This is a genomic window from Streptomyces sp. BL1 (genome assembly GCF_057628045.1).
Genome location: NZ_JBXYWZ010000002.1, coordinates 7,559,964 through 7,586,509 on the forward strand (window position 1 = coordinate 7,559,964; position 26,546 = coordinate 7,586,509).

Sequence of the window (26,546 nt, forward strand, 5' to 3'; positions counted from 1 at the left end):
GACTCAGTCCAGTTGCGGGATCTCGATGGCGGGGCAGCGGTCCATCACCATGTCCAGTCCGGCGGCGCGAGTACGGTCGTACGCCGCGCTGTCGACGACGTCCAGCTGGAACCACACCGCCTTCGCACCCTTCGACACGGCCTCGTCGGCCACCTGTCCCGCCAGCGAGGAATTGACGAACACGTCGACCACATCGACGTCGAACGGGATGTCCGCCAGCGACGCGTAGCCCTGTTCCCCCTGGACCGTCTCCGCCTTCGGGTGCACCGGCACCACCCGCTTGCCGAACCGCCGCAGCACCTCGGCCACTCCGTACGCCGCGCGTCCGCGGTTGTTGGAGAGACCGACCACCGCCCATGTGTCCCCGTCCCGGGTGAGGATCCTGCGTACCGTTTCCGCGTCTCCATACATGACGGCTGCAACCCCCGGCCCGCGCACGGCATTCCCGACCAGGGCATTCCCGGAGCGGGGAAGCGTCCGCGCAGTGCGTAAGGTGGCGGGATGCAGCAGGAGCAGTACGTCACCGTCGCAGGTGAGGGCGTCCACGAGACGGAGATCAGCCGTTCGCGGTTCCTCTGCGCCCTCGCCCCGGCCGCCACCGAGGAGGAGGCGCAGCAGTTCATCGCGCGCATCCGCAAGGAGCATCCGACCGCGAACCACAACTGCTGGGCGTACGTCATCGGCGCGGACGGTTCCGTACAGAAGGCGAGCGACGACGGGGAACCCGGCGGCACCGCCGGAGTGCCCATGCTGCAGATGCTCACCCGCCGCGAGGTCCGCTACACGGTCGCCGTCGTCACCCGCTACTTCGGCGGCACGAAACTGGGCGCCGGCGGCCTCATCCGCGCCTACGGGGGCGCGGTCGGCGAAGCACTGGACGCGCTCGGCACCGTCGTACGCCAACGCTTCCGCCTGGTCACCGTCACCACCGACCACCAGCGCGCCGGCAAACTGGAGAACGACCTGCGCGCCACCGGCCGTACGGTGCGCGACGTGCAGTACGGCGCCGAGGTCACCATCGAACTCGGCCTCCCCGCAGCGGACTTGGACGCGTTCCGCGCCTGGCTCGCCGACACCACGGCAGGCACGGCCCGTCTCGAACTCGGCGGCGAGGCGTACGGGTAGCGCCTAGCGCCTCCGCGGGGAGCGCCGTGTGGGCCGCCTCCCGTGCTCCGGACGTGAGCCGGGCGGCTGCGGCACATGCTGTGGCTGGTTTCGCGCAGTTCCCCGCGCCCCTTGTACGGCCCGATGTACTCACCAGGGCGCTGAGCTGTGGCGGGGGCTTGCTACCGTCTCGGGCATGCTCGCCCTGCTCCACACTTCCCCCGTGCACATCCCGGTGTTCGACGCGCTCCGCGACCGGGACCATCCGGCGCTGCCGGTACGGCACTTCGTGCACCCGGAGCTGTTGTCGGCGGCCCGCGCCGAAGGGCTCGAGGCCGTGGTCGACGATGTGGGCAGCGTGCTGGCGCAGGCCGTCGGTGTCGGGGCCACGGCCGTCCTGTGCACCTGCTCGACCATCGGCGGCATCGCCGAGGAACAGGGTGCCGAACTGGGCGTGCCGGTGGTCCGCGTGGACCGTCCGATGGCGGCCGCCGCCGTCGCCACCCCGCCCGCGGAGGGCCGGGAGGCGCTGCGCGTCGCCGTGCTCACCACCGTGGCCTCCACGGGGCAGCCGACCGTCGCCCTGGTGGAGAACGAGGCCGAACGGGCGGGCCGCCGCGTCGAGGTGACCCTGACGGTGGTCGAGGGGGCGTGGGACAGCTTCGAAGCCGGCGACCAGGAGAGCTATCTGTCCGCCGTGGCCGCCGCGGCGGACGCCGTCGAGGACGCGGACGTCGTCGTCCTCGCGCAGGTCTCCATGGCGGCGGCCGCCGACCGGACAGGCACCGCGCTGCCCGTCCTGGTCAGCCCCGCTCTCGGGCTCAGCGCCGCCGCCGAGGTGTGGCGGCGGTCGTGACGCGCCGGCGCGCCTGAGACGTTCGTACACGGCGGCTCACCGGTTGACCGTACGACCGTCCTGCCGCCGGCCGGCTGTGACCGGCCGGCGGCGTTCCCGGGTCAGGGCCGGCGCTTCGCCGTATAGGCGGTCAGCCGGCCCATGTTGGCGGTGAAGGCGGCGGTGGTGATGCCCTCGGTGCGCTCGCGCGGCACGTACGGCTCCTCCGCCGGGGGTGTGCGCGGGTCGTAGGGCGAGGTGTCGTACAGGTCGCCGACGTGCGTACTGCGGAAGGCCGTTCCGTCGTACGGCGACGACGGCGCGGGACCCCGGCAGGGGTTGGTCGCCTGGTCGATCGGCGTCATCCAGTGGTCCCTCTTGCCGAGCCCGTCGACCAGTACGCCGGCCTGTTCGTCGCTGACGTCGGGCAGTGCCACCTGTGTGTCGCGGAACAGGTCGTCCAGTGTGAGGTCGCGGATCGTGAACCAGCGCGGCAGCGGGATCGCCCCCTTCCCCGACAGCGGTGAACGTGCCCGCAGGTCCGCGATGTCGGCGGCGGACAGTGCGCGCATCTCCTCGTACGCCGCGCGCAGCGCTGCCGTGTCCACGGACCGGCCGCCCGAGTAGTGGCCGAGCGTGTGCCGGTGGTCGTGGTCGTGGTAGTAGGCGCCGTTGCGGATGTTGGAGCCGAAGCGGTGGACGAACCGGGCCCGGTTGCTGCCCAGTTCGACGAACGTGGGATGTGTACGGGAGGCGAGCAGCGGGTTCTCCGCCTTCTGCCGATCGCTGAGCGCGCAGCTCTCCAGCCAGTCGATGGCCTCCGGTACGCGGCGCAGGAAGGCGTGGTCGCCGGTCAGCCGGAAGTACGCGAGGAGCTGCTGCACATTGGTCTGTGTGGTGTGGGTGGCCAGTGCCCGCGGTTCGTAGGAGCGGGCTCCGGCCGGTGCGCCCGCCGGTCTGCCGCGCGCACCGCGCGCGAGGTGCTGGAGTGCCCAGCCCGCCTGTGGGCCCGGCTGCTGGAGCCGCTGCAGACAGGCCATCGCCCGGCGTACGGGGCGGACGAGGTCGCGGCGGCCCAGCGTGGAGACGCACATCAGCAGGAACTTGATGTTCTCGCCGAGCACGTCGTCGTTGAAGGTGACGTGTCCTGTGTAGTCGCCGTCCTCCATGCCGTGCCGGATGCCGTCCGGCAGCCAGGGCGGCAGTTCGTCCGGCCACGGGGTGTCGCTGACCGAGCCGGCGAAGGCGGGGAAGCGCTGCGGCCAGCCGCCGTCCCCGGGGCCGCCGCTGATCTGCGCCCGCAGCAGGAACGTGATCGCCTTGCCGAGCGCCTGCTTGATCCGCGGGTCGCGCCGCTCCAGGTAGAGCCTCAGCAGGAGCTGCGCGGCGGTCGACGTGCCGGCGTCGTCGAACGTGGCGTTGCCGTAGTGGTGCTGGAACTCCTCCAGCCGCCACCCGCCGGCGCCGACCGTCCCGTACCACTCGCGCAGCGACTTCTCTCCGGCGAAGTCGTGGATGTAGTTCCAGCCGCCGACGGGGAGTTGGGCGTCCGCGAGCGCGAGCCCGGTGCGTTCGGCTGCGCGCAGGCAGGCTTCGTCGCCGGTGGCGTGGTAGGCGTCCAGCAGGCTGTGCCCGACGGTGGGGGTGCCGGGCGGCTGCACCCAGCACATCGTGCGGCGGGCCTCCATCTCGCCCCAGGAGGCGGAGAGATCGGGCAGGTAGTTCCAGACGTAGCCGCCGCGGTAGGAGACGTGTTCATCCATGAACACGGCGGCGCGGTGCATGGCGGCGGCGGCCGCGGATCTGCCGGGCGCCGCGCCGGCTAAGGAGGACGGTCGGGGAGTGGCGGATGCCGCGGCGGTGCCTGCCGGTACGAGCGCGGCGAGCGCGGGCGCGAGGGCGAGGCGGCCGAAAGTGCGGCGGTTCATGGACATGTCCATCGGTGGGGTGTGTCTCCGTTCCGGTGTCATCAGGTGAGTGCTGAAGTAACTACTACGGCGCGGTGCGTCCGCCAAGGAGTCAGACACAGGAATGTTTTTCAGCTCACTGAACGCGAGGGTGCGGTGGGACGGCACCGGGCAGCCGTGAGAGGTGCCGGGTGCGACGGGGACGCCACGGGCTGTCGGTGGTGGGGCTTAAGGTCGGGGACCATGCGTCTGCTGCACACATCGGACTGGCATCTGGGCCGGAGCTTTCACAGGGCGAGCCTGCTCGACGCCCAGAAGGCCTTCCTCGACCACCTGGTCGCCACCGTCTCGGAGCGGGAGGTCGACGCCGTCGTCGTCGCCGGCGACCTCTACGACCGCGCCATCCCGCCGCTGTCCGCCGTGCAGCTCTTCGACGAGGCACTGCACCGCCTCGCCGGCCTGGGCGTGCCCACCGTGATGATCTCCGGCAACCACGACTCGGCCCGGCGGCTCGGCGTCGGTGCCGGGCTCATGGAGAAGGCCGGCATCCATCTGCGCACCGACCCGGCAGGCATCGGCACCCCCGTCGTCCTCGCCGACGAGCACGGCGAAGTGGCCTTCTACGGGCTGCCCTACCTGGAGCCCACGCTGGTGCGCGAGCAGCTCGGCGCCGAACAGCGCGGCCACGCCGCCGTGTTGCGGGCCGCGATGGACCGCGTCCGAGCCGACCTCGCGGACCGCCCCGAGGGCACCCGCTCCGTCGTCCTCGCGCACGCCTTCGTCACCGGCGGCGAAGTCTCCGACAGCGAACGGGACATCACCGTCGGCGGCGTCGCCTCCGTCCCCGTCTCCGTCTTCGACGGCGTTGACTACACCGCGCTCGGCCATCTGCACGGCTGCCAGACCCTCGCCGAACGTGTCCGCTACTCCGGCTCCCCGCTCGCCTACTCCTTCTCCGAGGAGCATCACCGCAAGTCCATGTGGCTGATCGACCTCGGACCCGACGGTCATATCGGGGCCGAACGGCTGGAGTGTCCGCAGCCGCGCCCCCTCGCCCGCCTCCGCGGCACCCTCGGACAGCTGCTGGAGGACCCGGCGTACGAGCACGCCGAGGCCGCGTGGGTCGAGGCCACGCTCACCGACGCCTCCCGTCCGCCGGACCCGATGGCCCGCCTGGAGGAGCGCTTCCCGCACATCCTCGCGCTCGCCTTCGCCCCGGAACGCGAGGACGGCGACACGCAGGCGTCGTACGCGCAGCGGCTGCGCGGCCGCGACGACCGGCAGATCGCCGAGGACTTCGTCTCCCACGTCCGCCCGGGACGCGAAGCCGACCCGCACGAACGGGACATGCTCGGCGCGGCACTCGACGCCGTCCGCGAGGAAGAGGCGCTGAACGAGGTGGCCCGTTGAGACTCCACCGGCTCACCCTCACCGCCTTCGGCCCCTTCGGCGGAACCCACGACGTCGACTTCGACGAACTCTCCTCCGCGGGACTGTTCCTGCTGCACGGCGCCACAGGCGCGGGCAAGACCTCCGTCCTGGACGCGGTCTGCTTCGCCCTCTACGGCGGTGTGCCCGGCGCCCGCCAGCAGCCCGGCAACACCCTGCGCAGCCACCACGCGGCGCCCGGCACGTTCACCGAGGTCGTGCTCGAACTGACCGTCGGCGAACGGCGCCTGGAGGTCACCCGGCGCCCCGAGCAGACCCGCCCCAAGCTGCGCGGCAGCGGTGAGACCCGCGAGAAGGCGCAGTCCACGCTGCGCGAGTACGTGTCCGGCAGCGGCGAGTGGAAGGCGCTGAGCCGCTCGCACCAGGAGATCGGCGAGGAGATCACCCGGCTGCTCGGCATGAGCCGCGACCAGTTCTGCCAGGTCGTCCTGCTGCCGCAGGGGGACTTCGCGCGCTTCCTGCGTGCCGGGGCCGAGGACCGCAGGAAGCTGCTCAGCAGCCTCTTCGACACCGGCCGGTTCTGCGCGGTCGAGGAGCGGCTCAACCGGATGCGGCGCGCCGCCGAGGACGAAGTGCGCGCCGGCGACGAGGGGTTGCTCGGCCTCGCCCAGCGCATGCGGCAGGCCGCGGGCCCCGGCGCCGAGCTCGACGCGCTGCGGCTGCCCGGCGGCCCCGACGCCCCGCCGGAGGGCGCCGGCTCCCGTGGTGCCGTGCCGGACCAGCGCGGACGGCGCGGGAGCGCGGGGCGTGCGGCCCCGGCGGAGGGGGACGGGCAGCTTGCCGCCGGCGACCCCGGGCTGGCCGACGCCGTCCTGGAGTGGGCGGCCCTCGCCCGTACGCACGCACGCGAGCTGCGCGACATCGCCGCGCTCGGCGCCCGTACGGCCGAGACCGCGCACGCGGAGGCCGCCGCGCGGCTGGAGGACGTACGCGAACTGGCCCGCGGACAGCGGCAGTACGCCGACGCGCAGCGCCGCGCCGCCGAGCTGGAGGCCGGAGCGGAACAGCGGGACGACGCCCGCGCCCGCCTGGAGCGGGCCCGCTCTGCGGAGGCCGTCGCCCCCGCCCTCACCCTGCGCGACGAAGCCGCGACAGCGCACGCCGAGGCGGACCGGGCCGAACAGACCTCCCGTACGCGCCTGACCGCCCACGCCGCCCGGGCCGGGGACGGAGGCGCCCCTACGGCGGAAGAGCTCCAGGAGGCGCCGCCCGAGCGGCTCGCCGAATGGGAGCGCTCCGCGCGCGAAGAGCTCGGCGCGCTCGGCGCGGCCCGCCGCGGCGAGGAGAAGGCACAGGAGATCGGACGCCAACTCGCCGCGCTGGAACGGGAAGTGCGCGCCGACGAGGAGGCGCTGCGGGACGCCGACGAATGGCTGGCCGGCTGGGAGAGCAGCCGCGACACGTACACGCGGCGCATCGACGCCGCGCAGGACGCCGCCACCCGCGCCGAACAGCTCGCCGCCCAACTGGAGCCCGCCCGCAAACGCGCCGAGGCCGCCGGACGCCGCGACCGGTGCGAGGCCGGACGGCAGCAGGCCGAAGAAGCGCTGCTCGGCGCCCGCGAACGTGCCGCGCAGGCACGGGAGCACTGGCTGGACCTCAAGGACCGCAGGCTGCGCGGCTTCGCCGCCGAACTCGCCGCGGCCCTCCAGGACGGCGAGCCCTGCGCCGTGTGCGGCGGCACCGACCACCCCGACCCCGCCCGGCCCGGCGAAGGACACATCGACCAGGCGGCCGAGGACGCGGCCCTCGCCGCGCATCAGCGGGCGGAGACCGTACGGGAGCAGGCCGAGCAGCGGGCCGCCGCCGTACGGGAGGAACTGGCGGGCGCCCGCGCCGAGTCCGGCGACGAGAGCGCGCAGGAACTGGCCGACGCCGCAGCCCGGCTGGAGGAGGAACACCGGGCCGCACACGCCGCGGCAGCCGACGCGCACGCCGCGCGCGAGGCCCTGGAGCGCGCCGAGCAGGAGCACGCGCGCCGCCAGGCCCAGCAGCAGGAGGCGGGCCGCCGCATCGCCGGCCGCACCTCGCAGCGCGACGCGCTGCAGCGCGAACAGGACGGCCTCACCGAGGAGGTGCGCCAGGCCCGCGGGGGCGCGGCCAGCGTCGCCGAGCGCGCGGCGGGGCTGGAGGAGCGGGCCGCGCTCCTCGCCGGTACGGCGGACGCGGCGCACGCCGCGCACTCCGCCGCGCAGCGGCTCCAGGAGGCCGGGGCGCGGCTCGCGGAGGCGGCCGAGAGCGCCGGATTCGCGTCGCCGCAGGACGCCGCGGACGCCGTCCTCGCCGAGCCGGAACAGCAGGTGCTGCGGGCGCGTCTCGACCAGTGGCAGGCCGAACAGGCCGCCGTGACCGCCGTGTTGGACGACGTGATGCTCGCCGCCGCGGCGGGGCAGCCCCCGGCCGGAATCGAAGCTGCTGAGCAGGCGGTGGAGGACGCCACCCGCCGGCTGCGGGACGCCTCCGCCGCGGACGAGGCGGCCCGCCGGCGCTGCACCGAGCTCGACGCGCTCACCGCCCGCGCCGTGGACGACGCCCGACGGCTCGCCCCGCTGCGCGAACGGCACGAGCGCACCGCGCGCCTCGCCCACCTCGCCGCCGGCACCTCCGCGGACAACGAGCGGAAGATGCGGTTGGAGACGTACGTCCTGGCGGCACGCCTCGAACAGGTCGCCGCGGCGGCCAGCGCCCGCCTGTCGCACATGTCCGCCGGCCGCTACACGCTGGTGCACTCCGACGAACGGGCCTCCGGGCGCGGGCGTTCGGGCCTCGGCCTGCACGTCATCGACGCCTGGACGGGCGTCGAGCGGGACACCGCGACGCTGTCGGGAGGCGAGACGTTCTCCGCGTCGCTCGCCCTCGCCCTCGGCCTGGCCGACGTGGTGACGGACGAGGCGGGCGGCACCCGGCTGGAGACCCTCTTCATCGACGAGGGCTTCGGCAGCCTCGACGAACAGACCCTGGACGAGGTCCTCGACGTCCTCGACTCACTGCGCGAACGGGACCGCTGCGTCGGCATCGTCAGCCACGTCGCGGACCTGCGGCGCCGCATCGGAGCCCAACTGGAGGTCACGAAGTCCCGCAAGGGCTCGTCGGTACGGCTCAGCTCGGCGGTGACGGCGGGCTGATGCGGCGGACGGGCCGAGCCCGTCAACGGCCGCCGGGAGAGCGGGACATGGCCCGGGTGTGTCATCCGGCGGCAGGGTGGTTGGCCGGTGTTTGTGTGCGCGGGTGCGCTTGGTTGCCGGGGGCGGGGACCGGTGTGCTCGGAGATGCGCCTGACCGGCGGCGTCCGATGCGGTGGGCGGGCCGATCCCGTCAACGTCCGCCGGAGGAGCGGCACATGGACCGACCGCGTCACCCGGCGGCAGGTGGTTGGCCGGCGCCGACCGGGCGCCCCCGCCGGCTGCCGGTCAGGGGCTGAGGGGGCGGTGGGGGAGGGGGGAGGAGTAGACGACGCTGGTGGTGACCGCGCCGAGTGCGCCGATCCGGCCGGCGATCTCCTCCAGGTGCCGCATCGAGCGCGCGGCGACCTTGAGGACGAAGCAGTCGTCCCCGGTGACGTGATGTGCCTCCAGGATCTCCGGCGTCACGTCCAGCAGATCGTGGAACGGCTTGTAGTTCCCGTTCGGATAGCGCAGCCGCACGAAGGCCAGCACCGACAGGCCCAGCCGCTCGGCGTCGACCACCGCCGCGTACCCGGAGATCACCCCGGCGTCCTCCAGACGCCGCACCCGCTCGGTGACCGCGCTCGCCGACATGCTGACGGCCCGCGCCAACTCCGCGTAACTGGCCCGCCCTTCGCGCTGGAGAACCTCCAGTATGCGCCAGTCCGTGGCGTCCGGGGAATAATCGGTCATGCGGCATGCTTAGCGGGGAATCCCCGGCCCGGCAAGCACTCCGCCGGGGAATCGCACTTCAGCGGCACGGGCCCGCCGCATAGCTTTACCGGCATGACGACAAAGCCACCCACCGCCCCCGCGTCGGCCCTCCGCTTCGCCCAACCGGACGGCGCCGCGGCCTACTTCGCCGCCCGGCTCGCCTTCCATACCGACCCCGCCGATGTGCACGTCGCACGCGAGAGCGGCGACCCGGGCTTCGTCCTCGTCGACTCGCGCAGCGCCGCCGCGTGGGAACAGGCCCGCATTCCGGGTGCGTTGCACCTGCCCACCGCGGACATTCCGCACCGCGCCGCGGAATTGCTCGATCCGGCCGTGCCCGTCGTCGTGCACTGCTGGGGTCCCGGCTGCGACGGCGCCACGAAGGCCGCCCTCGCGCTGGCCCAACTCGGGTACCGGGTCAAGGAGATGCTCGGCGGAATCGAGTACTGGATCCGCGAGGGCCACCCCACCGAGAACCGGAACGGCCGCTCGCGGATGCCCGCCGACCCGCTCACCGCCCCTGACGAGGGCGTCGGCGCGGCACACTGCGGCTGCTGATCCCCACCCCTCACCTGCGGCCCGTCCGGGACGGACAGACGCGCGTATCCGGTACGGGAGAGGCGGCCCGTACCGGCTACGGCGTCCGTACGAGCGGAACCCCCGACGGCCCTGATCAGACAGGTGTTCCCGACATGTCCATCGGATTCCGAACCATGTCCGGATCGGGAGGGGTTGCTTGACGCCCTGTGGAGCCTCTCCGTAGCGTCCTGAATCCACAGCGCGCGCATGCCTGTAAACGATCGGCGGGGGTCCCGTGAGGGTGGCCGACGTAAGGGGAGGGGCTTGACGTGACTCGCACCATTCCGCTGTACACGCTCGAGGGCGTGCCGGACGCGGAGATCACCACACATCCGTTCACCACCGAGGACGAGCTCGGCCTGAGCATGCTGCGCTTCCAGCGCGGCACGTCCGACGACGTGGTGCTCATCATTCACGGACTGACCACGTCCAGCGACATGTTCATCATGCCCGAACACCGGAACCTGGTCCGCTACTTGCTGGACAACGGCTACGGCGACGTGTTCACGCTCGACTACCGGATGAGCAACCGGCACCCGTACAACAGGGGCCGGCACCGCTACACCATGGACGACATCGCGCTGTACGACTATCCGGCCGCGCTGGAAGAGCTGCGCGCGGCGGCCGGTCCGGGGAAGCGCATCCATGTCATCGCGCACTGTCTGGGCTCCGTGTCGTTCACGATGAGCCTGTTCGCCGGCGCGGTCGACGGCATCACCAGCGTCATCGCCAACAGTGCGGCGCTCACGCCGCGGGTGCCGGACTGGTCGCGGTTGAAGCTGATGCTGACGCCGAACCTGACGGAGTATGTGCTGGGCTTCCCGTATCTGGACCCGGCCTGGGCCAGCGAGCCCCGGTTCACCGAGGGCTGGGCCGTCTCCCGGATCGTGGATCTCTTCCACCCCGAGTGCGACGAGAGTTCCTGCCACATGCTCAGCACGATGTGGGGCACGGGCTGGCCCGCGCTCTACAGCCACAACAAGCTGCACGAGATCACCCACCGGCGCAGCGGCGATCTGTACGGCGCCACCGGTGTGCACTACTACCGGCACGTGAACGCGATGGTCCGCGCCGGACGGGCCGTCAAGTACGCGAAGAACGATCCGCGGTACGACACTCTGCCCGACGACTATCTGGCCGGGGCCGCGGAGACCGAGACGCCCATGCTGCTGACCACCGGGGACGCCAACCGGGTCTTCACGGACTCCAACATCGTGTGCCACCGGCGGCTGGAGGCGGTCGTCCCCGGACGGCACGACCTCGCCGTCTTCCCCGGCTACGGCCACCAGGACATCTTCATGGGCGAACGTGCCGACCGCGACGTCTTCCCGCGCATGCTCGACTTCCTCAAACAACACGGAGCCTGACGTGCCGATGGCCTACCAGCCCAGCAGCCACGAAACGTTCACCCACGACTCCCTGGCATCACTCGCCTACGACTGGTCGCGCGTCGCCGACCCCGGCACCACACCCCGCTGGCCCGGCAAGGTGCTGCTGCCCAGCGGCACCGCCGACGTGGTGCGCGCCGTCCGCGAGGCCCGCACGCTCGGCGAGACCCTCGTGCTCCGCGGCAGCGGGCACTCCAGCAACAACCTGGTCACCGCGGAGGGCGGCACACTCCTGCTGACCACCCGGATGAACCGGATCGTCGACGTCGACGAACAGAACCTCACCTGCACCCTCCAGGCCGGCGTGCTGCTCGCCGACGCGGACATCGCACTGGGCGAACGCGGCCTGGGGCTCGCGATCATCGGCGACCACAACCACATCACCGCGGCCGGCTTCGCCTCCGTGGGCGGCATCAGTCCCGCCTCCCACCGGTTCGGCCTGTTCCTCGACACCGTCTCCGAACTCGAATTCGTCGACTGGGACGGCGAGGTCCACCAGTGCAGCCGTGAGCAGGACCGCGACCTGTTCCTGAAGGTGCTCGCCGGCACCGGCAGGCACGGCGTCATCACGACGCTGACCGTGCAGATCCTCCGCGTGGACAAGTTCCGCACGGTGCTGTCCAACGACCGGTTCGTCACCACCGACTTCGACGCGTTCGTGGACCGTTCGGCCCAGCTGATCCGCGAACCGGGCGAGGCGCTGATGGAGCGCGGCGCCTGGGCGGACCTTCCGCTGCCCGGCGGCAGCAGTGTGCGCATCGGACAGTTCTCCTCGTACCACGAGACCGCGCAGCACCCGCTCAAGTCCTTCTACAACCGGGTCGCCTACGGCTACCAGCAGTTCCTCGGCTACTGGGCGGGCCGGCTGCCCAGCGCGCTCGACGAGTTCGTCAAATACCTCGGCATGGGCTCCGTCCTGCTGCCGCCCGGCTACGGCACCACCAAGAACATCGAGCGCTTCACCGACCAGGTCCTCGACTCCACGGTCGGCGACCCCACGCGCATGTTCATCGTCCTCGCGCCCGTCGAGCACTACGAGACGCTGCTGCGCGAGCTGAACGAGGTGTGCCTGCGCGAGCGGCGCGCCAGCGGGGCGCTCACGTTCGTGTCCATCTACGTGAAGGCCATCCGCTCCCGCTATCTCTCCGGGACCGACGAGGCCAAACCGTACTGCGAGCTGATGCTCTACCTGGGTGTCGCCCCGGAGAAGATGACCGACGGCGTCCTCCAGCAGCTCGTCGCCCGCATCGACGAACTCACCGTGCGCTACCAGGCGTTCCGCTACATGCACTCGCTCACGAGTGCCGACCCGGACATCCGCCGCCGCGTCGACCCGAACGCCCAGTACGACGACGAGTACGCCACGGAGAAGAAGGACGTCTCGGGGTCATGACACAGGCAGCGATCACTCCACAGGCAGTGGCACTCACCTTCCGCGAGAAGATGACCGGGCCCTTCACCATGGGAACCGGCAGTCCCTCCGAGGGCGCACGACAAGGGCGCCTGACCGGCTGGCAGTTCGTCCTGCACGCCACGGTCACCGTCGACGACACCCACGCCTTCACGACCCCGCCGCGCCGGCCGGCCCGGCTGACGGGCGAGGTCGAACTGCCGGGCGTACGGCACCGGATCCCGTTCACCGACGGCATCTTCCACCTCTTCCCGCCCACCTACGACGCGCTGCACGACGGCAACGGCAGCCCGCTGATGGTGTACGAGCTGACGTTCCACCACCAGGGCACGCCCTACCACCTCACCGGCCGCAAGTCGGCGCCCGAACGTCCCGCGGTGCTCGCCCCGTTGGGCCTGTGGGGCGACACCACCACCCTCGCGGTGCGCCTCTACCGCGGGATCGCCGCCGACGGCGAACCTGTCGGCGCGGGCGTGCTGCGGCTCGGCGCCGGCGACATCGCCCGGCTGCTGGCCTCCGTACGCACCCCCTGGGCGGGCGGCGTCATCGACTCTGGGCAGGCCCTGGGCTCGTACGCCTGGCTGTTCGCGCAGGGCATCGCCCGTACGTACTTCGGCGGCGCCCTCTTCGACCGGGCGGGGGAGGGCGGCACCGTATGAGACTCGCGGTGGTCTTCTCCGGGGGCGGCGCGCCCGCCGCGTACTTCAGCGCCGGGGTGGCCCGCGCGCTGAGCGACGCGCGGCTGGTGCCGGACGTGCTGTCCGGCGTCTCGGCGGGCGCGCTCACCGCGTACGCGCTGGGCACGGGCACCGACGCGGACGAACTGTCCGAGATGTGGGAGACCGTCGACTGCACCGACATCTACACGCCGCGCACCGACGTGTGGAACCTCCTCGACGTACGCCGCCTCCTGTCCAGGCCGCGCGGCAGCCTCATGGAGCACGTGATGGCCGCGACCCGGTGGATGTGGCTGCTCGACACCGCACCCGCACGCCGCACGTTCAAGCGTCACTTCGGCTCCGGCCCGCTGCCGGTGCTGGAGGGCCGTACGGTCGTCATCTCCGCGGTGGACCAGGCGGGCGCGGGCGTCACCCGGTTCACCAATGAGCTGCCGCCGGCCCACCGCAGCACTCCGGAGTTCCAGCGCGCCGAACTCGGCGTGGAGCACCTGATGGCGTCCACCGCAGCACCGCTGCTGTTCGCCGAGGGCAAGGTCGACGGCAACGCGTACTCGGACGCCGGGCTCGTCGCCAACACACCGCTCAAGCCGGCGCTCGCCTACGAGCCGGACGCCGTCATCGTCGTGGCTGCGGGCGGTGCCGAACGGCCCGCGCCCGCGGCGGAGTCGCTGTCCGAGGCCATCGGGCTGCTCGCCGAGAACATCGCCTACGCCGCGCTGATGGCCGACTTCCGGCACGCCGAGACCGTCAACACGCTGGCCGCGGAAGCCCCGCGGGCCACGGAGAAGAAACAGGTACCGATGTTGCTCGTCGAACCGACGGGGATGCCCTTCACCGCCTCGGGCTTCCTGCGCTTCCGGCCCGAGGTGGCCCGCGAGGTCATGGCCCACGGCCAGGAGACCGCGGCGAAGGCTCTGGCCTCCTGGCCGGAGCTGGACCGGGTGCGCAAGGGGAGGCGCACATGAGGGTGTTCGTCACCGGCGGCTCCGGATTCCTCGGCACCCACCTGCTCGGCGCGCTCACCGCCGAGGGGCACACCGTGCGCGCCCTGGCCCGCTCCGACACGGCCGCCGAGACCGTCACCGCGCACGGAGCGGAAGCCGTACGGGGCGGGCTCCTCGACACCGCGGTGCTGCGCCGCGGCATGGACGGCTGCGACGCGGTCGTGCACGCCGCGGCCCTCACCGGGCAGTGGGGGCCGCGCCGCGTGTTCACCGCCGTCAACGTCGACGGCACGGCCGCTGTCGTACGGGCCGCGCAGGACACGGGAGTTCAACGCCTCGTGCACATCAGCACCGAGGCGGTCCTCGCCAACGGGAAGCCGCTGCGCAACGCCGCCGAGTCCACACCACGGCCTTCGAACCCCGTCGGCGAGTACGCCCGCACCAAGGGCCTCGCCGAGGATCTCGTGCTCGCCGCGCACTCGGACAGTTCAACGGGCCTGACCACCCTCGCCGTCCGGCCCCGCCTGGTGTGGGGGCCTGGCGACACCACCGTGCTGCCCGCCGTCGTGCAGGCGGCGCGCTCGGGACGGTACGCCTGGGTCGACGGCGGCCGCTATCTCACCTCCACCTGCCACGCCGCCAACGCCTGCGCGGGCATCCTCGCCGCGCTGCGCGGCGGGCCCGGAGGGCGCGCCTACTTCCTGACCGACGGCGAACCGATCGAATTCCGCGCGTTCCTGACGGCGCTCGCCGCCACCGCGGACACCGAGCTGCCGGACCGTTCCGTACCGCGCTGGGCGCTGTCCGCCGGTGCGCGGGCCGCCGAGACGGTGTGGCGGACGCTGCGGCTGCGGGGCGAACCGCCGGTCACCCGCACGTTCGTGGCGCTCTCCGGGCAGGAGATGACCGTCGACGACAGCGCGGCCCGGCGGGACCTGGACTACCGGCCCGTCCTCACCCGGGACGACGGCCTCAAACAGCTCAACGACCGTCAGGGGGAGACGCCGTCGTGACACCGTTATCCAGCACGTCCGTACCCGAACACGTGGACGCCGTCGTCGTCGGATCCGGCTTCGGCGGCTCGGTGTCCGCCTACCGGCTCGCCGAAGCCGGCAAGAAGGTCATCGTGCTGGAGCGCGGCCGCCCCTACCCGCCGGGCAGTTTCCCGCGCAGCCCGCAGGCCATGAGCCGTGCCTTCTGGGACCCGAGCGAGGGCCTGTACGGCATGTTCGACGTGTGGTCCTTCGGCGGGTTCGAATCCGTCGTCTCCAGCGGGCTCGGCGGCGGCTCCCTCATCTACGCCAACGTGCTGCTGCGCAAGGACGAGAAGTGGTTCGTCCACGAGGAGCCGCTGCCCCACGGCGGGTACGAGCACTGGCCCGTGAACCGCGCCGACCTCGACCCGCACTACGACACCGTCGAGAAGATGCTGGGCGCCACCCCGTACCCGCTGTCCGCGCCCGCCTACGCCGACACACCCAAGACGCACGCCATGCGGCAGGCCGCCACCAAACTCAACCTGGACTGGCAACTGCCGCCGCTGGCCGTGAGCTTCGCGCCGCGGCCCGGCGACGAACCCGGCATCGGTCTGCCGCTGGCCGACCCCGGCTACGCCAACCTGCACGGCTCCCCGCGGCGCACCTGCCGGCTGTGCGGCGAGTGCGACATCGGCTGCAACGACGGTGCGAAGAACACCCTCGACCACACCTATCTGTCCGCCGCCGCGGCCGCCCGCCCGCACCCGGCGCAGATCCGCTCCCGCTGCGAAGTACGCACCCTCACCGCACGCGAGGGCGGCGGCTACGAGGTCACGTACGTCGAACACGACCCGGCAGCCGAGGGCCGGCGCACCGACACGCAGAGCCTCCCGCAGCGCACCGTCACCTGCGACCGGCTCATCCTCGCCGCCGGCAGCTACGGCACCACGTACCTGCTGCTGCGCAACCGCTCCCGGCTGCCGGGACTGAGCGCCGCACTCGGCTCCCGCATGTCCGGCAACGGCGACCTGCTGACCTTCCTGCTGCCCGGCAAACGCGGGCAGAGCCCGTCCCTCGACGCCAGCCGAGGTCCTGTCATCACCAGCGCCATCCGCGTCGGCGACCTCCTCGACGGGAAGTCCGGCAGCGCCCGCCCGGGGCGCGGCTACTACATCGAGGACGGCGGCTACCCCGGCTTCACCGACTGGCTCGTCCAGTCCGCCGACCTGACCGGAACGGTCTTCCGCACCGCCGAGTTCGTCGTGCGCTGGCTGCTGTCCCTGTGGGGCGGCAGCTCCGACGGCCGCATCGGCTCCGAGATCTCCCAACTCATCGGCAACGGACGGCTGTCGGCCGGCACGCTGCCGCTGCTCGGCATGGGACGCGACGTACCCGACGGCACCGCGGGGCTGCGCAACGGATGGCTGGACGTGAAGTGGACGACGCAGACCAGCACCGCCTACTTCGCCCGCGTCCGCGAGACCATGAAGGACCTCGCCCAGGAACTCGACGCGCACTACATGGACAACCCGCTGTGGTTCTTCCGCCGCATCGTCACCGTCCACCCCCTCGGCGGCGCGCCCATGGGCGAGCACCCGAGTGAGAGCGTGTGCGACGCGTACGGCCAGGTCCACGGCCTGCCCGGCCTCTACATCGCCGACGGCGCGGCCATGCCGGGCCCCGTGGGCGCCAACCCGTCCCTCACCATCGCCGCCATGGCCGACCGCATGTGCACCCGGCTGCTGGAGGAGGACAACAAGGGGGCGAAGAGCCTGCGTTGAGCGTTCCGCTGTTGTCGGGCCCTGCCCGTCAGCCCGGCCGGTCCGTCAGCCCAGCAGGCGGACCGGTTCGCCGTCCAGGAACGCCTGGATGTCCTCGACCGCCTGGCCGTAGTAGCCCTCGTAGTTGTCGCGGGTCACATAGCCGACGTGCGGGGTGGCGAGCAGGTTGGGCAGTGTGCGGAACGGGTGATCCTGGGGGAGGGGTTCCTCGTCGAACACGTCGACGCCCGCGCCCGCGATCCATCCACCCCGCAGCGCCGCCTCCAGCGCCGAACTGTCGACGATGGGACCGCGCGAGGTGTTCACGAGGAACGCGGAGGGCCGCATCCGCTTCAACTCGGCCTCGCCCAGCAGCCCCCGGGTACGGTCACCGAGCACCAGATGGACCGACACGACATCGCTGGACTCCAGCAGCTCCTCCAGGGACGCGGCACGCCGTACGCCCTCGGCCGCCGCCCGTTCCTCCGTCAGGTTCCGGCTCCACGCCGACACGTCCATGCCGAAGGCCTGCCCGATGCGCGCCACCTTGCTGCCGAGCTTGCCCAGTCCGAGCAGCCCCAGCCGCTTGCCGTGCAGGTCCGCGCCGAGTGTCTGCTGCCAAGGGCCGCCCGTACGCAGTGCGTTGGACTCCGTGACGAGCCCGCGGGCCAGCCCCAGGATCAGCGCCCACGTCATCTCGACAGGGGCCGCCGACCCGCTGTCCGTACCGCACACCGTCACGCCGTGCCGCGCGGCGGCCTCCAGATCGACGGACGCGTTGCGCATGCCCGTGGTCACCAGCAGCCGCAGCCGGGGGAGCCGCGCGAACAGCTCCTCGGGGAACGGCGTGCGCTCCCGCATGATGACCAGGATCTCGCAGTCGCCGACCTCCTCCACGAGCCGGTCGTGATCGCCGATGTACTCCCGTACGGTGCGCACGTCGACGCTCCCGTCGAGCACGGACCAGTCGGCAAGAGAGAGCGCGACGCCCTGATAGTCGTCGAGCACGGCACACTTGAGCGTCATCGTTCGTCCTCCGTACGGGCGGTGGCCTGCGGACTGCACGGCAGGGACCAGTCTCTCAACACGTACGGCCGGAACCCGCGTTGACGTGCCCCTCCGGCCGTCTCCCGCCACACGCCGCCGCGGAAATCACGTGACAGTCCGGCCCGGCATACCGCAGGCTCGCCGACCATGGACCATCCCACCCCGCCGCAGGACACTCCGCCGCAGGACACCCCGCACCGAGACCCGCTGCCGTTGCGCGGGCGCACCGCACTGGTCACCGGCGCCAGCCGGCGCGCCGGGATCGGCTACGCCGTGGCCCGCCGGCTCGCCGCGTACGGTGCGAGCGTCTGCCTGCACCACCACACACCCCACGACGAGGACCAGCCCTGGGGCGCCGACGCGGAAGGCCCCGAAGCCCTCGCCGCCGGCGTACGCGAAGTCGCCGTCCCCGGCGCCGTCGTCACGCACACCCCCGGCGACCTCACCCGGCGCGGCGCCCCCGAACGGCTCGTGGCGGACGCGACCGACGCGCTCGGCGGCGACCGCCTCGACATCCTCGTCGCCAACCACGCGCTCAGCGGCCACGACGGCCCCCTCGTCGGCGAGGACGCCGTCGACGCGGACACCCTCGACGCCCACTGGGCCGTCAACACCCGCTCCACCGTGCTGCTCACCCAGGCGCTCGCCCGGCAGCCGCGCCCCGCGGACGCGCCGCACGGCCGCGCGGTGTTCATGACGTCCGGCCAGGACGTACGCGGCGGCATGCCCGACGAGGTCGCCTACGCGCTCGCGAAGGGAGCGCTGGCCTCCTCCGTACGCACCCTCGCCACGGCGCTGGGCCCGCTGCGGATCAACGTCAACGCCGTCAACCCGGGCCCCGTGGACACCGGTTATCTGCACGGCGCCGACCACGCCGCCGTGGCCGGCATGTTCCCCGGCGGCGCGTGGGCCGAGCCCGACACGCCGGCCCGCCTCGTGTCCTGGCTGACCACCGACGAGGCCGGCTGGGTCACCGGAGAGGTCATCAACTCCGAGGGCGGCTTCGCCCGCTGGCCCCGGCCCGGACACCTCGGGCCGCCGGGGTGACCGTACGCGGGTGACCACGCGGGAGCGACCGTGCGCCGGGCGCCCCGTGGGGGAGGGGCACTCGGCACTGCGGCCCTCTAACGTGCGGAGTCCTGTTCCTTCCGTACGTCGGCGAGGAAGTTCTCGATGAAGGGGTCACCGAGCTTCACGGGGCCCACCTGATGGTGCTCCTCGGGGTCGACGGTGATCCGGGACGCGGCCGTGGCGGCGGTGTCCATGGCCGCCCGTTCCTTCGCGGCACGGTCCGCGTCACCGTCCCGCACGGCGGTCAGGACCCGCAGGCCGTGCCGCATCGCCTGCCCCCACAGCTGCGTGGCGTCCAGCCACCGATCGGCGTCCGCGAGGAACGCACGGTCGGTCGGCCCGTCCCGCAGGATGCCCGGCGTCTCCGCGATGTGGTCGGCCACGGGACGCAGCTGCCGCACCGCCGCGGCCGGGTCCTTGCCGTACTGCTCGCGGAACGCGGCCAGTTGGCCGCTCAGCACGGGGGACTGGGGCTGCCACGGCGTGTCGCCGAAGGTGGGCGCCTGATGGTTGAGGTCGACGAACGTCCGCAGCGCGCGGGCCGTACGCTCGTCGCCGCCGGCGAGATAGCGCGCCGCCTGCTCGCCGGAGCGCTTCCGGTCGTAGCCGCGGTCGTTCCACGAGAAGTCGTTCATGGTGAACACGGCGAGCTTGCTCGCGGCAGCCTGGCTCATCGGGTTGGAGACGAGCCCCGTGACGTGTTCCGACAGTCCGGCGTCCCGCTTGGCGTACGGCGCGAGGAGCAGCCGCCCCTTCGTCTTGCCGAAGTCGTTGACCGGATAGTTGTCCCACACGAACACCTTCCGGCCGAACAGCTCGGAGGCGCGCGCCGCCTGACTGTTGGTGATCTCCGGCGGGACGACGTCCGTGCCGGTCCACATCACCTCGACGTTCTTGTCGAGCGTCTCGCGCAGCGTCTTCTTGTACGCGGTCTCCGTCAGATCGCCGTACTCGGTGGGCACCATCTGCAGCGGCTGCGTGCCCTCGTGCGTGGCGACGAAGTCGCGCTGCACCGCGTTCAGCAGACCCACCTGCGCCTTGGCCGCCGCCTCCCGGCCCGGCTTCCCGAACTTCTGCTCGTCCCCGGCACAGTTCCACTTGGTGTAACTGATGTCGTCGAGCGGCACGGAGAACGCGCGCACACCCAGGTCGTACAGCGACTGCAGTTTGGCCTTGAGCGCCTTCAGGTCGGCCGGGTCGGAGTAGCAGACGGAGCCGCCGGGGGAGACGGCGAACGTGAAGCGCACATGGTTCTCGCGGGCCCGGTCGACCAGTTCACCGAGTTCGGCGAGCTTGTCGTCGGGATACGGGTCGCGCCACTTCTCCCGGTGGTACGGGTCGTCCTTGGGCGCGTACACATAGGTGTTGGACTTGGTGTCGCCCAGGAAGTCCATGTGGTCCAGGCGTTCGGCGCGCGTCCACGGCTTTCCGTAGAAGCCCTCGATGCTGCCCCGCAGCGGCATGGCGGGCCGGTCGCTGACGGCCGCCCCGGCGATCCTGCCGGCACCTGTCGCGCGTGCGCCGGAGTCCGACTCCTTCGCGCCGGTGATGAGCTGACGGAGCGTCTGCACGGCGTAGAACTGGCCCGCGGCGTCCTTGCCGCCCAGCGCGACGGTGCCGCGGCCCGCACCGTCGCGGGCCACGCGCAGCGCGTACCCCTCGGCGTGCGCGGGCACTTCGGTGCCGCCCAGCGCCTTCGCGACGTCCGGGCGGGTGGCCTCGCCCAGCAGAACGGTGAGCGGTGCGCGTCCGGACGGCACCGTACGCACCTGCGGCTGCCGTACGCCGTGGGCGCGCAGCACCTCGGAGAGCAGCCGCTTCGCCGCGGCGTCCGTCCCCTCACCGACGACGATCTCGGCGCTGCCGGTGAGCGGAACGTCCTGTCCCGTACGGGAGATCTGCTGTGGCGTCGGCGAGACGGTGGGCAGCGGCGCCGGCCGGTCGGCGCCCGAGGCGGGCGCGGCGCCGGCGGGTGGAAGGACGACGGCGAGCAGAGCGAGGGGAACGAGCACGGCGTGGGTTCTGGCGACGGCGGACAAACGGCCTCCCGGGGCGCGGCATGGTGGCTCGCGCAGCATCCGATCCGCCCATGTGCACGTCAAGGCTCTTTCCGTGCACGACGCACGAAAGTCCAAGAACCCGCCCCGGAATGTGCAAACGCGGCACGCCGGACCCGACCGGGATCCGGCGTGCCGCGTACGCGAGTTCCCGCGCGCCGTAGGGGAGTTGCCGCCTGGCGTGCGGGAAGGACGGCGCGCCGCACGGGGGATCCGGCGCGCCGTACGGGCGTCAGAGCGCCGAGAGTTCCGCCACCAGATCGTCGAGACCCAGCGAGCCCTGCGACAGCGCGGCCATGTGCCACTTCTTCGCGTCGAAGTCGTCGCCGTGCGCCTTCTGCGCCGCCGCACGGCCCGTCAGCCACGCACGCTCGCCCAGCTTGTAGCCGATGGCCTGGCCCGGCATGCCCAGGTAGCGCACCAGCTCGCTCTCCACGAAGTCGGCGGGCCGGCCGCTGTGCATGCCGAAGAACTCCTGTGCCAGCTCCGGCGTCCAGCGCTCACCCGGGTGGAACGGTGAGTCGCCGGGGATCTCCAGCTCCAGATGCATGCCGATGTCGACGATGATCCGCGTCGCCCGCATCATCTGCGCGTCCAGATACCCCAGCCGCCGCTCGGCGTTCCGCAGGAACCCCAGCTCGTCCATGAGCCGCTCCGCGTACAGCGCCCAGCCCTCGGCGTTGGCGCTGACCATGCCCACCGTCGTCTGGTAGCGCGACAGATCGTCGGCGACGTGCGCCCACTGCGCCAGCTGCAGATGGTGCCCGGGAACACCCTCGTGATACCAGGTGGACACCAAGTCGTAGACCGGGAACCGGGTCTCGCCCATCGTCGGCAGCCACGTACGCCCCGGACGGGAGAAGTCCAGCGACGGCTGCGTGTAGTACGGCGCGGCCGCGCTGCCGGGCGGGGCGATCTTCGCCTCCACCTTCTTGACGCGGTCGGCCAGTTCGAAGTGGGTGCCGTCCAGCTCCTCGATGGCCTCGTCCATCAGGCTCTGCAGCCACGCGCGCGTCTCCTCGACGCCCTCGACGGCCTCGCCCTCCGTGTCGAGGTGCTTCAGCGCCTCCCACGGCGTCTTCGCACCCGGCAGGATCACCTCCGCCTCGCCGCGCATCTCGCCCAGCAGTCGGTGGAATTCGGCCCAGCCGTACGCGTACGCCTCGTCCAGATCCAGATCGGCGCCGTTCCAGTAACGCGCCCACAGCGCGTACCGCTCGCGGCCCACCGTCTCCGGCGCGCCGGCCACGCCCGGCGTGTACACGTCCCGCAGCCAGTCGCGCAGCGCCGCGAACGCGCGCGTCGCCTCCGCCGCCGCCTCCGAGAGGTCCGCGCGCAGCGGCTCGGGTCCCTCGGCGGCGAACGCGTCGAACCAGCTGCCGCCGTCGCCGGCCGGACTGCCGTCCTCGTTCTCGCCGACCCACTCGCTCAACTGGCCCACCACGGTCGCCACTTGCCGCGGCCCGGCAGGCAGCTTGCGCTCCAGGCCCAGCCCCAGGGAGGCCCGGTAGCCCTCCAGCGCCGCCGGGACCGCCCGCAGCCGGCTGGCCACCGCGGCCCAGTCGTCGTCGGTCTCCGTCGGCATGATGGTGAAGATCCCGCGGATCGAGTGCGCGGGCGAACTGAGATTGCTGACCGCGCGCAGCCCCTCCTGCGCGTCGTGCACCGCGAGCTCGGCGTGCAGCCGCTCGCGCAGCAGACGGGCACAGCGCCGCTCCGCGTCGCTGTCACCCCCCGGACGCTGTTCCGCGTCGGCGAGGCTGCGCAGCGTCTCCCGGCCCAGCTCCGCCAGCTCCTCCTGGCCGGCGGGCGAGAAGTCGGGCAGCAGGCCGCTGCTCTCGGGGATACCGAGATACGTACCGGTGATCGGATCGAGTTCGACGAGAGCGTCGACGTAGGCGTCGGCGACCTGGCGCGGCAGCGGAGCTGCCTTGGATGCATCGGACATGCGGACCATCCTCACCCACGCGCCCCGCCGCGTCACGAGCATTCTCTCCCGGCGAATCCGGCCTGTCGCCGGACCGGCACGGCAACAGCCTTGCGACGAAGGGTGCTTGGGGGGTACGCACAGGGCAGCGGGCTACCGTCGGCCCGCAGCCGACACGCACCGCCGTACCCTCCGCGCGCGGTCCGGAGCAGGAGAACCCCGTGCCAGAAGAACAGCCGCAGGCGTCCACGCCGGAGCAGCAGTGGATCGACACCACCGTCCCGCAGTCCGCCCGCATCTGGGACTACTGGCTGGGCGGCAGGGACAACTACCCGGCCGACCGCGAGGCGGGCGACCGCATCCGCGCGCTGTATCCCGACATCGGTCTCTACGCCCGCGCCGACCGCGACTTCCTCGGACGGGCCGTGCGCTATCTGTCGGGTACGGCGGGCGTACGCCAGTTTCTGGACATCGGCACCGGCCTGCCGACCGCCGACAACACGCACGAGGTCGCCCAGCGCACGACACCCGGTGCGCGTGTCGTCTACGTCGACAACGACCCGCTCGTGCTCACCCACGCCCGCGCCCTGCTCGGCGGCACACGGGAGGGCGCGACCGCCTACATCGACGCGGACCTGCGCGACCCCGAGCACATCCTGCGCGAGGCCGCCGTCACGCTGGACTTCGACGAGCCGGTCGCCGTGATGCTGCTGGGCGTGGCGATGTTCATCGGCCAGGACGACGACGAAGAGGCGTACGCCACGGTGCGCCGGCTCATGGACGCCGTCCCGCCGGGCAGCCACCTCGCGCTGTCGCACACGCTGACCGGGCCCGGGCTGCGGCACGTCGACGAGGCGGTGGCGTTCTGGAACTCGGCGGGGGAGCCCCGCCTCAAACAGCGCACCACACAGCAGCTGTCGCGCTTCTTCGAGGGCCTCGAACTCGTCGGCCCGGGCGTCGTCGCCTGCAACCGCTGGAGCATCGACCCCGCCGACGCGCCCACCGGCGACGAACCGGAGGTCGCCTTCCACTGCGGGGTGGCGCTCAAGAAGTAGCAGACACCAACCCCTCCTCCCCGCGTCAGCGGGACCGGGGCGTATGCCCCATCTCTTGCGCGGAGCGTGGGTGGGGGCCCGGGGCGGAGCCCCGGAAGAAACGGGTAGGAGGGGGTACCCCCGGGCCGCCAGGCCCAGGGGGAGGGTCTGGGGCCAACCCCTCACCGCGGCACGCACGGTGGGCGTACGCGACGGGCGGCCGCACTCCTGTCGGAGGGCGGCCGCCCGTACACGGGGGTGGCGGAGCGTCAGCTGCTCTCCGTCCTCACGACCGGTTCCACCGCCGAGCCCCCATGCCGCACGGACTCCGCCGCCGGCGCCAGGCGGGCCGTGACGACCAGCGTGCCCTCCTCCACCTGGTAGTCCAGCGGCAGGCCCAGGCCGCGCATCGCCGCGACCATCGCCGTGTTGGACGCCTGCGTCACCGCGTAGACGCATTCCGAACGCGCCTCCACCGCCAGCGTGACCAGCCGGCGCAGGAGTTCCGCGCCGATGCCGCGGCCCTGCCACGCGTCCTCGACGAGCAGCGCGACCTCCGACTCCTCGCCGTCCCACAGCAGATGGCCGAGCGCCACGAGCTTCCCCGACGCGGTCTCCACCGCCAGCGTGCGCCCGAACCGCGGCGAGAGCAGGTGGTTGAGGTAGCGGTCGGCGTCCCCGACGGGGCCGTGGTAGCGGTACGAGAGCGTCGTACGGGAGCAGCGGTCGTGCATGGCACGCGCCGCCTCCAGGTCCCGCGTGTCCGCGCGTCGTACGGTGATCTCCTGCCCCTCGGGCAGCGTCAGCGCGTCACGGCGGCGCGGCAGCCGGTGCCCCAGCCGGGCGTCGAGCTCGACCAGCGCGCGGGCGCGGGCGAACTCCGTGGGCGTGAACGGCAGATGGGGCCGCTCGACGACGATCGCGCCGCCCGCCGGGTCGGGCAGCCGCAGCACGTGGTCCTCCAGGACGCCCTCGGGCGGCACCTCCTCGGCGAGCCGTTTGCCGGTCGGCGAGACGGCCGGGACCGACTGAATGCTGCAACGGCCGAGCAACTGGCGCAGCGCCAGCGGCAGTTCCGCCGCGTCCAGCGCCGTACGGGTGGCCAGGGCCAGCAGCCGTGCGGGCGCGTCGACCAGGTCGTGCGCGTCCGCGCGCTCCAGCCAGGTGTCGGTGCCACCGGCTCCGGCCGCCAGTTTCCGCAGCGTCTGCGGCTCCAGCGTGGCGGGGGCGCGCAGCAGGAACTCGTCCACGGTCCGTTCTCCGAGGGGGTGGGTCTGCAGGGAGACGATGTCGATGCGCTGCCGGGCCAGCGCCGTGCACAGCGCGGCCAGGGACCCGGGCTCTTCCTCGACGGTTGTGCGCATCCGCCACAGCGACGTCTCCCCGCCCGCGGCGGGGTTCTCCTCCGGGGCCGCCGTGGCGCCGGTATCAGCGCGGTCCGGCAGCGGGTCCGTATCGAGCCCGGGCGGCGAATCCGTGTGGCGGCGTGACCACCATGTGTGGAAGCCGGCCGTGGCCAGCAGGACCAGCGCCGAGACGCCGAGGAGGGTCGGGCCGTCGTGGCCGTGCACGACCGTGGCGGCCGCCGTGTCGGCGACGGTGACGGCCGTGAAGATCGCGGCGAGTTCGACGACGTCACGCCGCCAGTGGTGGGTGCGGGGTGGTTTCCTCAAGTGCGGGTTGTCAGCCATGGCAGCAAGCCTTGCGCAACGGTATTGCGTGATCAAGAATGCGCTGTGACCGATGGGTTAAGGATGCATCTGTGCCGTTGACGCCCAATTTATGCGCTTCTTACGGGCTTCGGAGTTTGCTGTCACGACTCGGGCGCCGGGCGCGCGTCGTGAGCGGCGGTGCGTTGCTCCGGGGCGAGAGCAGTGCTTCCGCTCCGGAGCGGAAGCAGCGAGCCGAGGCGAGAGCACCGCTCGCGCTCCGGAGCGAGAGCACCGCTCGCACGCGCGGCCCCCGTTCACCCCGCAGTGCGGTGCTCCCGCACCGCGAGGCGCCGCAGCACCTGGCCGCAGCGTCGCGCGTACCCGTACTGGAAGGCCCGTACGAGCGGACCCGCCGCCCGCACCCACCACACCGCCGCCCTGCTGAACGCCCACACTGTCAGCCACACTTCGCCGTCCCCGTCGAGCGTGACCAGGAACGCCTCCTCGCCGCACTCCGGATGGCCCGGCAGCGTCCCGTACGCCCACCCGGCCCGGTCCTCCTCCGAGACGGCCCACACCACACGGCACGGCCCGTACACCCGCAGCCGCCCCACACCCAGACCGACCGTCACGTGCGCACCCGGCGCCGCACGGTCCGCGTCCGCGGTGACCGTCACGCCCATCTCGCGGTGCATGCGCCAGTGCATCAACGCCCGCTCCGCCGCGGCGAACACCGCCGCGCCCCGGCCCAGCCGGGTACGCACCCGCAGCGCGTGGAAGCCCGCCGGGGTGCGCCCCTGCCAGGTCGCGCCGGTGTCGCCGTAAGTGAACTCGGTGTGCGTCACA

21 protein-coding genes are annotated in these 26,546 nt (G+C 72.5%); 13 read left to right on the forward strand and 8 right to left on the reverse strand.

The window, feature by feature from the left end; all coding sequences use genetic code 11:
- Positions 1 to 3: 3 nt before the first annotated feature.
- Positions 4 to 411, reverse strand: coding sequence for a CoA-binding protein (locus AC3AGO_RS33215; RefSeq protein ID WP_487823994.1), 408 nt, complete (start codon positions 409 to 411; stop codon positions 4 to 6).
- A 90-nt stretch (positions 412 to 501) separates the two neighbouring features.
- Here AC3AGO_RS33215 and AC3AGO_RS33220 point away from each other — a divergent pair, with 90 nt between their 5' ends.
- Together AC3AGO_RS33220 and AC3AGO_RS33225 are read left to right on the forward strand one after the other, a co-directional pair.
- Entirely contained in the window at positions 502 to 1,125 is a 624-nt protein-coding gene (locus tag AC3AGO_RS33220) for a YigZ family protein (RefSeq protein ID WP_487823995.1), read from the forward strand.
- A gap of 175 nt (positions 1,126 to 1,300) precedes the next feature.
- A complete protein-coding gene (locus AC3AGO_RS33225; protein WP_487823996.1) occupies positions 1,301 to 1,960 on the forward strand; it encodes an arylsulfatase in 660 nt (219 codons plus the stop codon).
- A gap of 101 nt (positions 1,961 to 2,061) precedes the next feature.
- Here AC3AGO_RS33225 and AC3AGO_RS33230 read toward each other — a convergent pair whose 3' ends face one another.
- Entirely contained in the window at positions 2,062 to 3,867 is a 1,806-nt protein-coding gene (locus AC3AGO_RS33230; protein WP_487823997.1) for a pectate lyase, read from the reverse strand.
- A 222-nt stretch (positions 3,868 to 4,089) separates the two neighbouring features.
- Here AC3AGO_RS33230 and AC3AGO_RS33235 point away from each other — a divergent pair, with 222 nt between their 5' ends.
- Both AC3AGO_RS33235 and AC3AGO_RS33240 read left to right on the forward strand, forming a co-directional pair.
- Positions 4,090 to 5,256 carry an exonuclease SbcCD subunit D gene (locus tag AC3AGO_RS33235; RefSeq protein ID WP_487823998.1) on the forward strand — a complete coding sequence of 389 codons (1,167 nt, stop codon included), beginning with the start codon at positions 4,090 to 4,092 and terminating at the stop codon, positions 5,254 to 5,256.
- A complete protein-coding gene (locus AC3AGO_RS33240; protein ID WP_487823999.1) occupies positions 5,253 to 8,420 on the forward strand; it encodes an AAA family ATPase in 3,168 nt (1,055 codons plus the stop codon). The genes AC3AGO_RS33235 and AC3AGO_RS33240 overlap by 4 nt, the downstream gene beginning before the upstream one ends.
- Positions 8,421 to 8,705: 285 nt before the next feature.
- Here AC3AGO_RS33240 and AC3AGO_RS33245 read toward each other — a convergent pair whose 3' ends face one another.
- On the reverse strand, positions 8,706 to 9,152 hold the full coding sequence (locus tag AC3AGO_RS33245; RefSeq protein WP_487824000.1) for an Lrp/AsnC family transcriptional regulator: 447 nt from the start codon (positions 9,150 to 9,152) through the stop codon (positions 8,706 to 8,708).
- Positions 9,153 to 9,245: 93 nt separating this feature from the next.
- On the opposite strand from AC3AGO_RS33245, the gene AC3AGO_RS33250 reads away from it, so the two are divergent.
- From AC3AGO_RS33250 to AC3AGO_RS33280, 7 genes are all read left to right on the forward strand, one after another.
- Positions 9,246 to 9,731 (forward strand): rhodanese-like domain-containing protein, encoded by a 486-nt coding sequence (locus AC3AGO_RS33250; protein WP_487824001.1) that lies wholly within the window; start codon positions 9,246 to 9,248, stop codon positions 9,729 to 9,731.
- A 290-nt stretch (positions 9,732 to 10,021) separates the two neighbouring features.
- Positions 10,022 to 11,119, forward strand: coding sequence for an alpha/beta hydrolase (locus AC3AGO_RS33255; RefSeq protein WP_487824002.1), 1,098 nt, complete (start codon positions 10,022 to 10,024; stop codon positions 11,117 to 11,119).
- A gap of 7 nt (positions 11,120 to 11,126) precedes the next feature.
- Entirely contained in the window at positions 11,127 to 12,533 is a 1,407-nt protein-coding gene (locus AC3AGO_RS33260) for an FAD-binding oxidoreductase (protein ID WP_487824902.1), read from the forward strand.
- Positions 12,530 to 13,210 (forward strand): hypothetical protein, encoded by a 681-nt coding sequence (locus AC3AGO_RS33265; protein ID WP_487824003.1) that lies wholly within the window; start codon positions 12,530 to 12,532, stop codon positions 13,208 to 13,210. Before AC3AGO_RS33260 ends, AC3AGO_RS33265 begins: the two co-directional genes overlap by 4 nt.
- Positions 13,207 to 14,196 (forward strand): patatin-like phospholipase family protein, encoded by a 990-nt coding sequence (locus tag AC3AGO_RS33270; protein ID WP_487824004.1) that lies wholly within the window; start codon positions 13,207 to 13,209, stop codon positions 14,194 to 14,196. Before AC3AGO_RS33265 ends, AC3AGO_RS33270 begins: the two co-directional genes overlap by 4 nt.
- Positions 14,193 to 15,188: an NAD-dependent epimerase/dehydratase family protein gene (locus AC3AGO_RS33275; protein WP_487824005.1), complete on the forward strand. Its 996-nt coding sequence runs from the start codon at positions 14,193 to 14,195 to the stop codon at positions 15,186 to 15,188. The genes AC3AGO_RS33270 and AC3AGO_RS33275 overlap by 4 nt, the downstream gene beginning before the upstream one ends.
- On the forward strand, positions 15,185 to 16,933 hold the full coding sequence (locus tag AC3AGO_RS33280; RefSeq protein ID WP_487824006.1) for a GMC oxidoreductase: 1,749 nt from the start codon (positions 15,185 to 15,187) through the stop codon (positions 16,931 to 16,933). The genes AC3AGO_RS33275 and AC3AGO_RS33280 overlap by 4 nt, the downstream gene beginning before the upstream one ends.
- 45 nt (positions 16,934 to 16,978) lie before the next feature.
- On the opposite strand, the gene AC3AGO_RS33285 is transcribed toward AC3AGO_RS33280, so the two are convergent.
- Positions 16,979 to 17,938, reverse strand: coding sequence for a D-2-hydroxyacid dehydrogenase family protein (locus AC3AGO_RS33285; RefSeq protein WP_487824007.1), 960 nt, complete (start codon positions 17,936 to 17,938; stop codon positions 16,979 to 16,981).
- A gap of 168 nt (positions 17,939 to 18,106) precedes the next feature.
- Here AC3AGO_RS33285 and AC3AGO_RS33290 point away from each other — a divergent pair, with 168 nt between their 5' ends.
- The gene (locus tag AC3AGO_RS33290; RefSeq protein WP_487824008.1) at positions 18,107 to 19,006 is read left to right on the forward strand and encodes an SDR family oxidoreductase; all 900 of its coding nucleotides are present in this window, start codon (positions 18,107 to 18,109) and stop codon (positions 19,004 to 19,006) included.
- Between the two features lie 77 nt (positions 19,007 to 19,083).
- Here the strand turns inward: AC3AGO_RS33290 and AC3AGO_RS33295 are convergent, their stop codons facing one another.
- Positions 19,084 to 21,042, reverse strand: coding sequence for a glycoside hydrolase family 84 protein (locus AC3AGO_RS33295; RefSeq protein ID WP_487824009.1), 1,959 nt, complete (start codon positions 21,040 to 21,042; stop codon positions 19,084 to 19,086).
- A gap of 277 nt (positions 21,043 to 21,319) precedes the next feature.
- A complete protein-coding gene (locus AC3AGO_RS33300; protein WP_487824010.1) occupies positions 21,320 to 23,035 on the reverse strand; it encodes a DUF885 domain-containing protein in 1,716 nt (571 codons plus the stop codon).
- Between the two features lie 200 nt (positions 23,036 to 23,235).
- Here AC3AGO_RS33300 and AC3AGO_RS33305 point away from each other — a divergent pair, with 200 nt between their 5' ends.
- Entirely contained in the window at positions 23,236 to 24,069 is an 834-nt protein-coding gene (locus AC3AGO_RS33305; protein WP_487824011.1) for an SAM-dependent methyltransferase, read from the forward strand.
- A 248-nt stretch (positions 24,070 to 24,317) separates the two neighbouring features.
- Here AC3AGO_RS33305 and AC3AGO_RS33310 read toward each other — a convergent pair whose 3' ends face one another.
- Positions 24,318 to 25,739 carry a GNAT family N-acetyltransferase gene (locus AC3AGO_RS33310; RefSeq protein WP_487824012.1) on the reverse strand — a complete coding sequence of 474 codons (1,422 nt, stop codon included), beginning with the start codon at positions 25,737 to 25,739 and terminating at the stop codon, positions 24,318 to 24,320.
- A gap of 275 nt (positions 25,740 to 26,014) precedes the next feature.
- Complete coding sequence (locus AC3AGO_RS33315) at positions 26,015 to 26,545, reverse strand: DUF1990 domain-containing protein (RefSeq protein ID WP_487824013.1); 531 nt, start codon at positions 26,543 to 26,545, stop codon at positions 26,015 to 26,017.
- Position 26,546: the final 1 nt, after the last annotated feature.